This is a genomic window from Actinoalloteichus hoggarensis (genome assembly GCF_002234535.1).
In the GTDB taxonomy this organism is placed as follows: domain Bacteria; phylum Actinomycetota; class Actinomycetes; order Mycobacteriales; family Pseudonocardiaceae; genus Actinoalloteichus_A; species Actinoalloteichus_A hoggarensis.
Genome location: NZ_CP022521.1, coordinates 3,739,534 through 3,754,148, shown reverse-complemented (window position 1 = coordinate 3,754,148; position 14,615 = coordinate 3,739,534). Strand labels below are relative to the sequence as shown.

Here is a 14,615-nt window from a genome sequence, read left to right as displayed (position 1 = left end):
GACACATGCCACGCACCACCACACCGACACGGCCGAGGAAGACGATGATCATCATCGGCGCGGGCCTCGGCGGACTCTCCACCGGCTGCTATGCGCAGATGAACGGCTACGAGAGCCGGATCTTCGAGATGCACGAGTTCCCCGGCGGCTGCTGCACGTCCTGGGATCGGGGCAACTTCACCTTCGACTGCTGCATCAGCTGGCTGCTGGGCAACGGACCCGGCAACGAGATGCACCAGATCTGGCTCGAACTCGGGGCGCTGCAGGGCAAGGAGATGCGGCACTTCGACGTCTTCAACATCGTGCGCGGCCGAGACGGGCAGGCGGTGTACTTCTACTCCGACCCCGACCGGCTCCAGGCGCATCTGACCGACATCTCGCCCGAGGACGCCCGGCACATCCGCGACTTCTGCGACGGCCTGCGCAAGTTCAAGAAGGCGCTCGCGGTGTATCCGTTCCTCAAGCCCGTCGGCCTGATGAAGACCACCGAGCGTTGGCGGATGCTGTCCCGCTACCTCCCGTACGTCAACGTGGTCCGCAAGTCGATCACCGTCCTGATGTCGGACTACTCGGCGAAGTTCCGGCATCCGCTGCTGCGGGAGGCCTTCAACTTCATCCTGTACGAGCGGCATCCGGCCTTCCCGGTGCTCCCGAACTACTTCCAGCTCGCCTCGCACGCGAACCTGTCGGCGGGCGTGCCGGAGGGCGGGTCGATGGGGCTGGCCCGGTCGATCGAGGAGCGCTACCAGCGGCTCGGTGGCGAGGTCACCTACAACGCCAAGGTCGAGGAGGTGATCGTCGAGGACGATCAGGCGGTCGGTGTCCGGCTCAGCGACGGACAGGAGTTCCGCGCCGACATCGTGGTCTCGGCCGCCGACGGCCACACCACGACGATGAAGTTCCTGGGCGGCCGCTACCTCAACGACGAGTACCGCAAGCTCTACACCCAGACCATCGAGGAGCCGGGGATGGTCTTCCCCGGCTACTTCATCCTCTTCCTCGGGTTGCGTCGTCCGTTCCCCGAGGGCGAGCCGTGCACCACGTATCTGCTCACCGAGGACGAGGCGGCCGACATGATCGGCATCCGCCACGCCAGCATGAACGTGCAGTTCCGCAGCATGCACTACCCGGAGCTGTCGCCGGAGTCGACGAGCGTCGTCTACGCCACGTACTTCTGCGACATCGCTCCGTGGCGCGAACTCAACGACGGACCGGAGCAGGCGAGTCGGATTCGCAAGGGCGAGGAGCTGCACACCCTGCCGGTCCGGCACGGGCGCGACTATCACCAGGCCAAGCGGCAGGTGCGCAACGCCATCCTCCGATTCCTGGAGAAGCGGTACCCCGGCCTCACCGACGCCGTCGCGGTGCGGGACATGTCCAGCCCGCTCACGCAGGTGCGCTACACCGGCAACTACGACGGCACCGTGCTGGGCTGGCAGCCGTTCGTGGAGAGCGGCGAGACGCTGGAGGTCCTGGTCCGCAAGTACGGGCCCGGCCTGCCGGGGTTGAAGAACTTCTACTTCTCCGGCGTCTGGGCCACCACCGGCGGACTCATTCGCGCGGCGGCGGCGGGCAGGCACGTCATGCAGTTCATCTGCCGGGACGACCGCCGCGAGTTCACCGCCTCGATCGACGAGACGAAGCCGCCGCCCACGCATGTCGTCATCCCGGTGGGGCCGCCTCGGCGGCAGCCCGCCGCCGAGCCCGAGCCCGTCCCCGTCACCGCAGGATCACGGTCTGCAGGACAAGGAGCGAAGTGAAGATCGACAAGTGGATCGTCGCCGAACATCTCCAGGGCGTCCCCGACGTACGACGGGTCTACGAGAAGGTGACCGAGGACGTGGACGTCGTCTTGAAGGACGATGAGATGCTGCTGCGGACGCTGTACGTGTCCGTCGACCCCTACCTGCAGGGCATCGCGTTGGACACGCCGATCGGCGATCACATGGGCGCGGACTCGATCATGGAGGTGATCGAGGCGGGGCCCGCCGCGCCGCATCGACCGGGTGACCTGGTGCAGGGCTTCGGCGGCTGGCGCAGTCACGTCGTGAGCAACGGCAGCCCCGCACTGTGGCAGACCGGGACCTTCCCGATGGTGTTCCCCGCGTACCGCCGCCTCGACCCGGCCGACTACGACGAGCGGCTGCCGATCTCCACGGCGCTGAGCGTCCTGGGCGGGCCGGGCATGACCGCCTGGGGGACGCTGACCAAGTTCATGACGATCCGATCCGGCGACACCGTCCTGGTCAGCGGGGCCTCCGGCGCGCTCGGCTCACTGGTCGGCCAGCTCGCGATGCGGGCGGGCGCGCGAGTGATCGGCACCACCGGCTCGCCGAGCAAGGCGGAGTATCTGATCGGTCTCGGCTTCGACACGGTGGTGGACTACCGCCAGGGCGACGAGGCCGAGACGGTGCGGGCGGCGTTGTCGGCCGCGGCACCCGACGGCATCGACAAGTACTTCGACAGCCTGGGCGGCACGCTCACCGACGTGGCGTTCTCGATGCTCAACGTCGACAGTCAGGTGGCGGTGTGCTGGCAGTGGGCCACGCAGGTCGGCGCCGACCACGTCGGTCCTCGGCTGCTGCCGTACATCATGTTCCCCCGCACCACGATCCGCGGGATCTTCTCGTTGGAGTGGTTCACCGAGCAGAACTGGGCGGCCCTGCATGAGGAGCTGGGCGGCATGGTCCGTCGGGGCGAGATCCACTACGACCAGACCGTCCGGGAGGGCTTCGACGACATCCCCGACGCCTATCGCAGCCTGTACGTGAATCGGGACGCCAACCGGGGCAAGGTGCTGGTGAAGCTCTGATCGCCGTGGGGCGCGGGCGCGCCGCTCGCGCTCCACACCGGCGGCCCGCTCCACCCCGGCGGCATGGGACGGCGAGGCGTGGCCTGCGTGTCGCGAGCGTGTCCGGCTCGGGGAACACGGCCTGCTCCGTCGTCGTCCGCCGTCGCGCCCCGCCTCCTCGGGTCAGGCCTCGGCGTCCCTTCGCCGTACTCGGCCCCGGTGCTCGTCGTCCCGGTGGGGCGGCCGGGGTCCTCTTCGGCCGGCGTCAGTCGTCATCGGCGCCGGTCGGATCGGTCGTGTCCGCCCGCCAGTAGCCGCCGAAGTAGCCGCGGCGCCGCTCCCAGCCGAGATCGCTCAGCAGGTGCCTGCGCAGCTCACGGATCATGCCGGACTCGCCCGCCGTCCAGGCGTAGGGCGTGCCCGCGGGCAGTTCGGCTCGCCGAACGGCCTCGACGAGCGGGGACGCCGCCCCGCCGTCCCGTCCGTGCCCGGCCCGGGCGATCCAGGTGATCTCCACCTCGGCCCTGGTGTCGAACTCCTGCACGTCATCGGCGGTGGCGATCTCGACGAACGCCCGGACCCGCGTGTCGGGCGGCAGCGTCTCGATGATCGCGCCGATGGCGGGCAGCGCGGTGTCGTCGCCCACGAGCAGCTGCCAGTCCGACGGACCCGGGTCGTATTCCACGCCGCTGCCCGTCGGCGGGTGACGGACGTCCGGGCCGAGCAGTCCGAGGACGTCGCCGGGCCGGGCCCGCAGCGCCCACCGCGACGCGGGACCGACGTCGCCGTGCACCGCGAAGTCGATGTCGATCTCGGACACGTCCGGGCGGTGGGTGCGGATGGTGTAGGTCCGCATGACGGGTCGCACGTCGTCAGTCATGTCCTGGTAGGCCTGATACCAGTCGTCGGGCGGGGGCAGCGCGGGCACCTCCTGTCCCGGCAGCGGGAAGAACAGCTTCACCCGTTGATCGAGGCCGCCGCTGGTGAAGCCGGTCAGGTCCGGGCCGCCGAAGGTCACCCGCACCATGTTCGGGGTGAGGGCGTGCACGGCGGTCGCGGTGATGTAGAAGAGGGAGAAGGGCCGCACCACGGTGGAGCGCTCGGCGCGGATCTCGGTGTTGACGGACATCGGCTGCTCCTCGCACCGACGGTCGCGGCGGACCGTCTCCTGTCGGCGTGCCTCGTCGTGCTCGTGCTCGTGAACCACGATGCCTGCCGCGCCGCCTCGTGGTCGTCTCCGCCGCGAGAGCGGAGGCGATCCGCCTCCGGCCATCCGCCGCGATCGGTCGCGGCGGCCCCGGTAGGCGGCCACGGTGGCGCGACACACCCGGGTGTCACTGAGCCTTGGTTGACCTAAGGTTCGGCTAGCCTAAGTTATCTCGTCGGGCGATCGGGTGCCCGGCGCCCATGAACACGGTCACACCTCGCCTTTCGCCGCTCGACTCTCTCAGCGAGGTCGGAGCCGGTTCGCCGCCTCGACGCGGGTGGGCGCGACGCGCGGGCGGAGCCGCGCGCTCGTGAGGCCGCTCGACTCCGCGCCGGGCGGGTCCGACGGACGCAGGGGAGACGGCTCCCGTGTGCGTCCGCTGCCGTGCGCGGGGACGACGGCGTGCCTTCGTCACCGTTGGCGTCGCGAGCTCTCCCCCGATGCGGTGAGAACGGTGGGCGGGTGACGCCGCACGGGGCAGGCTCGGTGGGATGAGCGGACGTCGAGCGAAGCGCCAGCGCCGGGAGGCGGCCCGAGCGGCGGAGAACCGGCCGCCCGACGGCCCGCCCGGTACCCGGGTCAACCCGATCACGGGCCGGGCCGCGGGGCCGGTGCCGAGCGAGGCGCAGCGCATCGCCGCCGACACCGAGGTCCTCGGCCGGGCACTGCCCGCCGGGCATCCCGCGCTCACGGCGCCGGGCGACCCGGCACGATCAGCCGACACCGACACCGACGGCACCGAGGTCGCGCGGACGGCTGACCGAGGCTCGGCCCTGTCGAGCCTCGATTCCGCAGGCCTCGACTCCGCCGGATCGGAGCCGCCCGCCGCGCCGAGCCCCGGACACGCCGCACGTCCGGCGCCCGTCCTGCTCTGCGAGCCTCGGCGCACACTGATGGTCACCGACAGCGGCGGCGCCGCCACCGAACTGCAGATCGAGATGATCGTGCAGGCGGGTTTCGGCGCCAGGGTGGCCGCGCCCGACTCGGCGGTGCAGGACGCGCCGGGCTGGACGCTGCGGCGGGCGTCGGGCGGACTCGAACTCCGTGACGACGAGGACGGGCTGTGGGCCCGCGCCGAGATCACGGCGGACGCGGACTGGCTCGCGGCGGCCGAGTCCACGGGACACGCGGTGGTCCTCTACGGCTTCCGGCTCGGCGTGGTGCCGCCGGAGGAACACGCCGCCGACCCGGACCGGGCCTACACCGACGCGATGCGCGCCGCCGAGCTCCGCGAGTCCTGTGCGGGCGGCTGGGTCGCGGGCGCCCGCGTCACCTGGCGGTCCTGAGCCCGAGCGGGGCGGGCCCGCGGCCGGTCATCCCGCCGGCCGACGGAGGAGCACAAGCCGCCCCGGCAGGTGCCGCGACGCTTCGATCTCGTGTGGAGCGAGGGGCGGCGGTCATCCCATCGAGGCCGTCGTCGGTGGTGAAGGGGCCTCTGGGTCTGGAGGCGCCGGTGGCCGGAGTGCCCTGCCGGGTCCGCTGAGACCTCCCCGGTCGTCGACGACCACGCGACACCTGTGCGGAGGGCGGAAGGCCGGACGCTCTCACCCCCGGCCCTCGTCGCGCGGCGGAGAACTCGGCGGGAGCCCGCCTGTTCCCCGGCCGGTGACATCCGGAATCCAGCGGTGCCTACCGGGGAAAGGGTCGGATCGCGGCGGCGCGCCGCCCGACACCCGGACTCAACGTCTCGATTCGGGCCCGCGGTGTGTCTCGCGCAGCACCGCCCGGCGGCTCTCGTACTCGTCGCGGTCGATCTCGCCTCGAGCGAACCTGTCGTCGAGGATGTGGTAGGCGCCGCCGGTGTCGCCGCCGACCCGGCCGCCGTGTCGTTCCGAGGAGTGGGCGAATCGGCGGAGTACCAGCACCACCACGGTGATCAGTCCGGCCCAGAAGACGAGCATGCCGAGGAGCATGAGCCAGCCTCCGCCCGCCTGCGCGTGATCCCAGTACGGCATGACACCTGCCTCCCGTCGCCGCTGTGCTTCGCCGGGTCGTCGATGCGCCACCCGGCCTCACCCGGCCGGCTCGTCTCTCGCCGAGATCGTCCGGTCGTGAGTCACGCCGCCCCGGAACGCTGCCGGGGCGGCGTGCTGCCGTCGTTCGTGGTGTCCGCATCGGCCGCCTTCGCGACTCCCCGCCGCACCGCGAGAGTCGTCGTCCGGTCGCCGATGCTCACCGACGGTTCGCGGGCGGCCCGGTCGGGACGATCGCCCGGCCGGGCTCGGGGTGCGCTCACCCGACTGCTGCCTGGCGCTCGCTGGACCAGGCCGCACCCTGCCCGCATCCGACTCGGACCCCGAATCGTCTCCGAATCGGATGCTCTCCACGATGCTCGCTCCCCCCGGCCCGCGACCAGGGCCGGAAGCCATCGACGAGCCGGGACCTACCGACCTGCCCGACAGGGCGGACGGCATCCGACCAGGCCTGTCGGGCCGCCGACCGCCGAGGACGGACCCGGCCCGTGATTGGCCGGAACCGGCTCGTTTCCTCGCTCCCGCGCTGCAGGCCTGCCTAAGGTCGACGGCGAGTGTCCGAACAACCTCCGGGAGTGACGATGCGCAGGCGAGCCGCCGTGATCACCGCGTTACTGTCCGCTGTCGGCCTGGCCGTCGGCATCGGACTGCCCGCCGGGTCGGCGGCGGGAGACGCCCGCAACAGCGCCCCGCGGGCCCCCTCGGCCCTGACCGTCGACGACCTCGCGGCACCGCTCAACGTGGCGGGGACACCCGCGTTCGGCTGGCTGCCGCGGGACCGCGACCCGAACGAGACGCAGACCGCCTACCAGATCAGGGTGCACCGCGCGGCCGACGGCGCCGAGGTGTGGGACAGCCGCAGGCGGCGCTCCGCCGAACAGTCCTCGGTGCCCTACGACGGCCCCGAGCTCGTCGCCGGCCGCGAGTACCGCTGGACCGTGCGCACCTGGGACCGAGCAGGCGCCGTCTCGCCGTGGGCGGAGCCCGCGCGCTTCGAGACCGGCCTCGGCGAGGGGGACTGGGACGGCGCCGAATGGATACGTCGGGACGTCGCCGAGGACGACGACTACACCCTCGCCCGGACGGAGGTGCTCGTCGCCGACAGCCCCGTGGTGCGCGCCCGCGCCTATACGGCCGCCGACCACACCTACGAGCTGTTCCTCAACGGTGCCCGCGCCGACCGGGGCACGTCCTTCGCCCACTCGGACGAGGGCTACTACCAGGCCGCCGACGTCACCGACCTGATCGAACCCGGCGCGCCGCTGGCCGTCGGCGTGCGATACCACTGGTACGGCGGCGGCCAGGGCAGGCCGGCCTCCGAACCCGGCCTGCTGCACCGGCTCGTCATCGAACACGAGGACGGCAGCACACAGGTGATCGTCACCGACGACACCTGGCGGGTCGCCCGTGACACCCGCTTCGTCGCCGACGCCCCGCCGCGCAACGGCGAGGGTGACCGGGTCGACGCCCAGGACGCCCGGGGGATCATCGCCGGCTGGGCGGAACCCGGCTTCGACGACGCGGGCTGGCACGCCGCGACCAGCCTCGGCGCGCACCCCGCCGAGCCCTTCACCCGCCTCATCGGGCAGGAGACCCGGCTGGCCGAGACGGAGTTCCCGGCCGTGGAGCTGCTGACCGCCGACGACGGGACGCCGGTCGCCGACTTCGGCGTGATCATCCCGGCTCGCCCCGTGGTGCGCTTCGACGAGGGCCGCGCCGGGCACACCGTGCCGATCCGGGCAGGCTACGAACTCACCGAGGACGGCAGAGTGGCCGCCGACCGGCTGTCCACTCAGGACACCGTGATGACCTTCCCCTACACCCAGGTCGACGGCCCCCAGGAGTACCAAGCCTTCACCCACCTCGGTTTCCGGTATCTGGAGATCCCCGACGCGGGCGAGTCCTTCGACGTCGAGGACGTCTCCGCCGTGCTGCTGCACACCGCCGTGCCCGAGGGGCGGGAGGCGAGCTTCCACAGCTCCGACGAGACGCTCACCGCGGTCTGGGACCTGATGCAGCGGTCGGCGCTGTACTCCGTGCAGGAGCAGTTCGTCGACACCCCCACCCGTGAGAAGGGCCAGTTCCTCGGCGACGCCGTGAACATCTCCTATGCGACGATGCAGGGCTTCGGCGAGCGCACCGCCACCCGGCAGGCGATCCGCGAGTTCCTCGCCTCCCAGGCACGACACTGGACCGACGGCGCCGACGCGGGCCGCTACAACGCCGTCTATCCCAACGGCGACGGCAAGCGCGACATCCCCGACTACACCGAGATGTTCGTGGACTGGGTGTGGCGGTACTACGAGGTCACCGGCGATCGCGCGCTGCTCGCCGAGGCCTACCCGGCGATCCGCGAGACCGCCGAGTACGTGCTGCGCCACATCCCCGACTCCGGTCCGACGGCAGGCCTCGTGACGGAGCTGTCCGGCGGCAGCGGCGCCTACGAGCACGGCATCGTCGACTGGCCTGCGCCCGGCCGGTTCGGCTACGACATGGACACCGCCGCCCGCACCACCATCAACGCCCAGGCCGTCGAGGTCCTGCGGCGCACGGCCGACATGGCCGAGGTGCTGCGACGGCCCGCCGCGGAGGCCGAGGGCTACCGCCGGTCGGAGTCGGCGCTGGTGGACGCGATGAACGAGCGGCTGCGGGATGCCGACGGGCTCTACGTGGACGGCCTGCACGCCGACGGGACGCGGAGCGAGCACCGGGGCCAGCACGCCACCTCCTACGCGATCGCCTTCGGCATCGCCCCGCAGGAGGACCACTCGGTGCTCGCCGACCACCTCACCTCGATGGGGATGCGGCAGGGACCGATGACGGCGCACTGGCTGTTGCAGGCCCTTTCCGACGCCGACCGGCCGGACGCGGTGCTCGACCTGCTCACCGACCGCGATGACCTCGGCTGGGCGAACATCCTGGACCAGGGCGGCACCTTCACCTGGGAGGCCTGGACGCTGGACGAGGGCACCAACCACAGCCAGTCCCATGGGTGGGGAGCCCAGGCGGCCGTCGACGTCGTCGAGACCATGCTCGGCATCCGTCTCGGGGAGCCCGGCGCCGCGACCGTCCTGATCGTGCCGCCCGCCTCGGGACCGGCCGACGCGGCGGGCACGGTGCACACCCAGCGCGGCCCGGTGTCCCTGGACTGGCGGCGCACCGCGCGCGGCCTCCACGCCGACGTCGAGATCCCGGTCAACGTGACCGCGAGGGTGGAGCTGCCGAGGATCGACGGCATGACCTACCGCGCCGCGGGCCGAACGCGGGCCCGGCACGTCGAGACCACCGACGATCGGGTGGTGTTCGAGGTCGGATCGGGCAGCGCGAGGTTCGTCCCGGTGCCGGGGTGATCGGCCGCGCGTGAGTGCCGCGGGTCGGAGCGGGCGGCCCGACCGTCTGCTCCGATACGCCGTCCTCGGTGGACTCGGCGGGTCCCGGTGCGGCGGGGACCACCCGTCGCGCGCGAAGGGGATTCCACTCGGGCGGCCGCTCGGAGTGGAGCGTGAGTACGGCGATGCGGGATCCCGACGGGCGGCGAGGTCGTCTCCCCGTGGTTCGGGAGGGGAGGCGTCGGACGACACGCCTGACCTTCCCGAAGCGAACTGCGGGCGTGTCGGTCACGGCCCGGTGACCTCACGGTGTCGCCGACGGCGACACCCCTGCTGAGTCAGGGTGGCATCGGCCCTCCGGGGCCGATGAGGATCGCAACACGAGCACTCTGGCTCCGGCTATCGCGGACATCGCCGGTGGCATCGGCCCTCCGGGGCCGATGAGGATCGCAACCTCTGCATCAAGCTGCGCTCGGAGCGCGGCGGCCAGGGTGGCATCGGCCCTCCGGTTCGATGTGAATCACAACCAGCGCGATACCCGTCGGGAGGCCGCCTACGTCGTGGCATCGGACCGCGAGGCCGAGCGGGTCATGACCGCCCGTCGGCCCGCCGGGCTGGTTCGGCAGGGGCGGCTCGTCGCCTCGCCCCTGCCGGCCGTCGCGTCGTTCGCATGACCCGATCGTCCGGATGACCGATGGTCAGCGTGACTCCAGCGCCGCGACGGCGGCACGGACCGCGGCGTCCCGGGCCGAGGGGTCTTCCACCTCCGGGAGCATGAGCGCGCGGGTGGCGCCTCCGATCGCGACCGTCGTCCGCATCCGCGCCTCCGGTGTCGCGTCGTCGGTCTCGAGCAGCGCGCCCAGGCGGGCCAGCCAGCGGCCGCTCACGTCGGTGAGATCCAGGTCGGCGGCGGCACCCGGGTCGCGGAGCATCGCGGCGAGGGCCGCGCGGTGGGGCAGGAGGACGTCGATGTACGCGGACAGGATCTCTCGTGGCGACTCCCCACGGCCGTCGAGCCGGTCCAGCAGGTCGTCGACGTCGTCGATGAACGGTTGGAAGATGCTGCGGGCGAGATCCGCCTTCGCCGGGAAGTGGTAGTACAGGGCCGCCTTGGTGATGCCCAGTTCGTCGGCGATGTCCTTGAGGCTGGTCGCGGAGAAGCCCTTCGTCACGAACAGCCGCAACGCGGTCGCCACGACACGCTGTCGAGTATCGGTCGTGCGCCCGTCACGCCCGGTCGCGGAAGTCCTGTCCGACATATCACCCTCTTGACGCTCGTGTCCGGGATCTGTCGACCGGCCCTGGGACCGGCCGGTCGACAGGCAACCTATCGGTACGCGGCTCCCGCGAGGGACACCGCGGCCGGGGCGTCCGGCCGACCGCCATATTGCCTTGCCGGCCGACAGGTAAACTGGTGACATGACACGGACGGTACTCATCTCGGGTGCGGGCATCGCTGGATCGGTGGCGGCGTACTGGCTGTCGCGCGGCGGCTTCGTGCCGACGGTGGTCGAGAAGGCCCCCGATCTTCGGCGGACCGGCGGCCACGCCGTCGACCTCGCGGGCGTCGCGATCGAGGTCATCGAGCGGATGGGGCTGCTGCCCGCCGTCCAGGACGCCAGAGTGCGGCGCGACGGCCTGGTGTTCCATCGACGACGGGGAGCACCCGTTCGGATGCCGCGGCTGAGCGCCACGATCTCGGACCGGCATGTGGAGATCCAGCGCGATGACCTCGTGTCGATCCTGTACGACGCGGCCGCGCCGCATGCGGAGTATCTCTTCGACGACACCGTGACGGCCGTCGGTGACGAGGGCGGGGGCGTCGCCGTCGAGTTCCAGAACTCCGCTCCCCGCACGTTCGACCTGGTGATCGGCGCCGACGGCCTTCACTCCCGCGTCCGGCGGCTCGTCTTCGGTCCCGAGGAGCGGTTCCGGCACGACCTGGGCGCCTGTCTGTCGGTCTTCAGCCATGCGAACACGCTCGCGCTGGATCGGGAGGTCCTCGGCTACGCCGACGTCGACCGGACCGCCTTCGCCTATGCGGTGGAAGACGGTCGCCGCGCGCGGGCGCTTCTGCTCTTCCGGCCGGGCACCGTCGCCGCCGTCGACCTACGAGACCGCCGACAGCGGCTGAACCTGGTGCACGACGCGTTCGGCGACATCGAACACCTGCTGCCGTTCGCGATCGACGCCGCGGAAGAATCCGACGACTTCTACTTCGACACCATCTCCCAACTACGCATGGAGACCTGGTCACACGGGCGGATCACCCTCGTGGGCGATGCCGCCTATTCGCCGGGGCCCGCGGTCGGCGGCGGAACGGCGCTCGCCGTCCTGGGCGCGTATGTGCTCGCCGACGAGCTCACGGGTGCGGGCGGCGACCATCGCGCGGCGTATGAGCGGACGGAGACCGTCATGCGGCAGCCGGTCGCCCAGAGTCGCAAGGTCGGGCCGAGTGCGCTCGCCCGACTCGTGCCCCGGAGCCGCCTCGCCGCCCGAACCACTCCGCACCTGATGAAGCTCCTCACCCGGCTCCCGAGATCCGCGACACGCGCCCTCTTCTCCTTGCAGGGCAGCGGCAGCCACACGCTGGACGACTTCTCCTCGGCCGCCGCGCGCTGACCCGCCCCGCCGGACGCCTCGGCCGGTCGGGACCACCCGCCGCGCCGGAGACGGAGACCGCGTCTCGCCGAGGCCCGGCGGTGCCGGGTGGAGCGGGAGCCCGCCGTTCCCCGACGAGCCGAGTCTCCGCGCCGGTCCGCGGTCCGCCTGCGGCAGGCGGCCGAGTCGGCTCAGGCCAGGACTCCCCGGCGCCGCAGCGTCCAGCAGTACCAGGTGAACAGCATCGTGACCACGCCGACCCCGATGTCGAACCACGCGGTCGCCGCGCCCAGCATCGACCATCGGTCCAAGGCGACGAAGGTCGCCACGAGAAGGGCGAACTGGGCCGCCGTCGCGATCGCGGCGGTCGGGAACGACAGTCGACTTCGTGCCATGAGCAGCAGCGGCGCGATCAGACCGCCGAGGATGGTGACCGTCCAGACGACGCGCAGCGCCTGCGGATAGTCGGTGAAGTACGCCAGGCCGCCCGGTCCGAACTGCCCGTGGATGTACTCGGTGTCGCCCACGAGGATCAGGAGATAGTCGCGAGCCCCGCCGATGTAGAGGGCGAACATCGCGATCGCGACCAGCCACAGGTGCCAGGGACGGCGCGCCGCGGTCCCCCCGCCGTGCGCGGTCACCGGCCTGCCTCGCCGGGGGCGTCCGCAGCCGTGATCCGGCGATCGTCGTTCCTTCTCCGACGTCCCGGGGCGGCCTCGCCGTCGGCTTCCCGCCGAGGACGCGGCGCGAGATCATCGAGGATCGTGGTGTCGGAGAGCGCGACGGCAGGCCGCGTCGCGTCGCGGAGTCGCCGATCGATCATCGGCGTCCCCCGCGTCGGGAACTCGATCGTGCTGGCCATGCGGCGATTCTTCCGCACGGTGCACCGCAGGCCGATTCACGGTCCGATGTGGACACGCGCTCGGGGCGGCTCGGCCCGCCGCCGCGGCCGAACGCGACCTCTGGGGCGCTGGTTCTCCAGCTCGCCGGGTTGCCGCCGGGAGGCAGGTCGTCTCACGTGGAGGTCGGTGGGACGAGGTGGTCGGCAGGACTGCGCGCGGATCATCGCTGCCGGGAGCGGCCGGCGCCGGCGTGTCCGGGGGTCTCCTCGTTCCGCGTCGCCGGCGCGGCGTCATCCGAGGAGCGGTGTGGCGCCGTCGTGATCGCCGGATGCATGCGGTCGTCTCGCGGAGTGGGCACCCGGCGGGCGCCCTGCCCGGCCGGGTCGGCGGGCGTCGTCAACCGAGCGGGCTCCACCGGCCCCGGGTCCGGTACATGAGCGTCGAGGATCGGGTCTCGGCCAGCGCCGAGGTCGCGGAGACGACGTGGGCGCCGATCCGTCGGGCGATGTGTGCGTCCCCGGCCGTGAAGCGGATCGTGACCCGCGCCTGGCCCGCGACGACGTCCACCCCCGAGGCCTCGACGGTGGCGAGCTCGCCTGCCGCCGCCGCGGCGGTCGGCACGACGCGCTCTGGCGCGACACCGGGCCGCATCAGGCCGATGGTCATCGTGACGCGGAACGAGGGCATGGCCGGGCAGCGTACGGCAGCCTGCCCTCGGGGGCCCGGCCGCGCCGGCCGCGGGTCGGGACGTCGTGGTCCCCTCGTCGCCGCCGCTCCTCGCCGCGGTCCTCCCGCCGGGCCTCCGTCGTCGACGGTGCCGGTCACCGCTGCCTGCGAACCGCTCGCGGCCGTGGAGACCGCGAGAGCCGGTCAGTCGGCGACCAGCCCGAGCGAGTCGGCCAGCCGGGCGAGTTGGAAGTCGAAATGGGCCGCGTAGTCGGAGATGCTCCCGACGTACTGCCCGTACACCTCGAAGCTGACCAGCCCGAACAACGCCGTCCACGCGAGGACGCCTCGGGCCATGAGCTCCTCGTCGATCTCGACGCCGATCTCGGAACGCAGTGCCCGGAGGTCGGCGCGCAGCGCGGCGGGCAGCGGCGGCCTCGGCGACCCGCCGGCGGGGGCGGGCGCGCCCGCCAGCACGTCGAGCAGCAGCAGGGAGACACGGCTTCCCGGCGCGCCGGTGCGCTCGGCCTGGGCCCGACAGCCGGGCATCGGGCTGCCGTAGAGCAGCGCGTACTCGGCGGGACGGTGTACCGCCCAGTCGCGTACGGCGCGGCCGACGCTCATCCAGCGACCGTGTCGATCGGTGCGGTCGTGGCGCGTGTCGGCCGTCTCGGCCGCCTCACCGAGGGCGTTGTAGGCGTCCTCGATGAGCATCGTCAACAACTCGCCGCGGCTGGGCACGTACCGGTAGACCGCCGAGGAGACGATGCCCAGCTCCCGCGCCACCGCCCGCAGCGACAGGCCCGCGGCTCCCTCGCGGATCAGCTGCTCTCGGGCGATGCGTTTGATGTCGGTGATCGCCTGGGCGCGGGCGCGCTGCCTCGGGGGCGGCGCTGGTTCTGCTGCCATCCCTGCATGATGGACCCCGGAGCGCCGATGACAGAAGAGAGCGACGCTCTCGGCGGCTGGCAGGCGCGTCGTGATCCTGGCCGAAGAGAGCCTCTCTGTCGAGTCGGTCGCTCACGGAGCGGCTCATGGGGACCCGACATCCTCGCCCGCCACGGCGTGCCCCGCCCGACCGGCGGACCGGCCGCAGGCTCCACCCCTGCCCTCGGCGCGGCGGGCGCGCTGTTCCTGCCGCGGTGCTGCCCCGCCGTCGGTCCAGATGTCGCCCGGCCGATGCGGACGGACGTCCACACGGCATCG

13 protein-coding genes are annotated in these 14,615 nt (G+C 72.3%); 5 read left to right on the top strand and 8 right to left on the bottom strand.

Going from position 1 to position 14,615, the window contains the following annotated elements; translation table 11 throughout:
- Positions 1-5 precede the first annotated feature (5 nt).
- Positions 6-1,760 carry a phytoene desaturase family protein gene (locus AHOG_RS16100; protein ID WP_093942094.1) on the top strand — a complete coding sequence of 585 codons (1,755 nt, stop codon included), beginning with the start codon at positions 6-8 and terminating at the stop codon, positions 1,758-1,760.
- Entirely contained in the window at positions 1,757-2,812 is a 1,056-nt protein-coding gene (locus AHOG_RS16095; protein ID WP_093942093.1) for an MDR family NADP-dependent oxidoreductase, read from the top strand. The genes AHOG_RS16100 and AHOG_RS16095 overlap by 4 nt, the downstream gene beginning before the upstream one ends.
- A gap of 244 nt (positions 2,813-3,056) precedes the next feature.
- On the opposite strand, the gene AHOG_RS16090 is transcribed toward AHOG_RS16095, so the two are convergent.
- Positions 3,057-3,920, bottom strand: coding sequence for a siderophore-interacting protein (locus AHOG_RS16090; RefSeq protein ID WP_093944502.1), 864 nt, complete (start codon positions 3,918-3,920; stop codon positions 3,057-3,059).
- Between the two features lie 569 nt (positions 3,921-4,489).
- Between AHOG_RS16090 and AHOG_RS16085 the strand changes: the two genes are divergently transcribed.
- A complete protein-coding gene (locus tag AHOG_RS16085) occupies positions 4,490-5,284 on the top strand; it encodes a hypothetical protein (protein WP_093942092.1) in 795 nt (264 codons plus the stop codon).
- Between the two features lie 393 nt (positions 5,285-5,677).
- Here the strand turns inward: AHOG_RS16085 and AHOG_RS16080 are convergent, their stop codons facing one another.
- Positions 5,678-5,953, bottom strand: coding sequence for an SHOCT domain-containing protein (locus AHOG_RS16080; RefSeq protein WP_093944501.1), 276 nt, complete (start codon positions 5,951-5,953; stop codon positions 5,678-5,680).
- A 101-nt stretch (positions 5,954-6,054) separates the two neighbouring features.
- Positions 6,055-6,234, bottom strand: coding sequence for a hypothetical protein (locus tag AHOG_RS16075; protein ID WP_093942091.1), 180 nt, complete (start codon positions 6,232-6,234; stop codon positions 6,055-6,057).
- A gap of 291 nt (positions 6,235-6,525) precedes the next feature.
- On the opposite strand from AHOG_RS16075, the gene AHOG_RS16070 reads away from it, so the two are divergent.
- On the top strand, positions 6,526-9,321 hold the full coding sequence (locus AHOG_RS16070) for a family 78 glycoside hydrolase catalytic domain (RefSeq protein ID WP_245856258.1): 2,796 nt from the start codon (positions 6,526-6,528) through the stop codon (positions 9,319-9,321).
- 677 nt (positions 9,322-9,998) lie between these two features.
- On the opposite strand, the gene AHOG_RS28670 is transcribed toward AHOG_RS16070, so the two are convergent.
- On the bottom strand, positions 9,999-10,496 hold the full coding sequence (locus tag AHOG_RS28670; RefSeq protein ID WP_157736854.1) for a TetR/AcrR family transcriptional regulator: 498 nt from the start codon (positions 10,494-10,496) through the stop codon (positions 9,999-10,001).
- 223 nt (positions 10,497-10,719) lie between these two features.
- Between AHOG_RS28670 and AHOG_RS16060 the strand changes: the two genes are divergently transcribed.
- Entirely contained in the window at positions 10,720-11,922 is a 1,203-nt protein-coding gene (locus tag AHOG_RS16060; protein WP_093942088.1) for an FAD-dependent monooxygenase, read from the top strand.
- A gap of 170 nt (positions 11,923-12,092) precedes the next feature.
- On the opposite strand, the gene AHOG_RS16055 is transcribed toward AHOG_RS16060, so the two are convergent.
- The 4 genes from AHOG_RS16055 to AHOG_RS16035 form a co-directional block, all read right to left on the bottom strand.
- On the bottom strand, positions 12,093-12,542 hold the full coding sequence (locus AHOG_RS16055; RefSeq protein WP_093942087.1) for a hypothetical protein: 450 nt from the start codon (positions 12,540-12,542) through the stop codon (positions 12,093-12,095).
- Complete coding sequence (locus AHOG_RS16050; protein WP_093942086.1) at positions 12,539-12,763, bottom strand: hypothetical protein; 225 nt, start codon at positions 12,761-12,763, stop codon at positions 12,539-12,541. Before AHOG_RS16050 ends, AHOG_RS16055 begins: the two co-directional genes overlap by 4 nt.
- Before the next feature lie 376 nt (positions 12,764-13,139).
- Positions 13,140-13,430 (bottom strand): hypothetical protein, encoded by a 291-nt coding sequence (locus tag AHOG_RS16040; protein ID WP_093942084.1) that lies wholly within the window; start codon positions 13,428-13,430, stop codon positions 13,140-13,142.
- 183 nt (positions 13,431-13,613) lie between these two features.
- Positions 13,614-14,318 (bottom strand): TetR/AcrR family transcriptional regulator, encoded by a 705-nt coding sequence (locus tag AHOG_RS16035; protein ID WP_093942083.1) that lies wholly within the window; start codon positions 14,316-14,318, stop codon positions 13,614-13,616.
- Between the last annotated feature and the right edge of the window lie 297 nt (positions 14,319-14,615).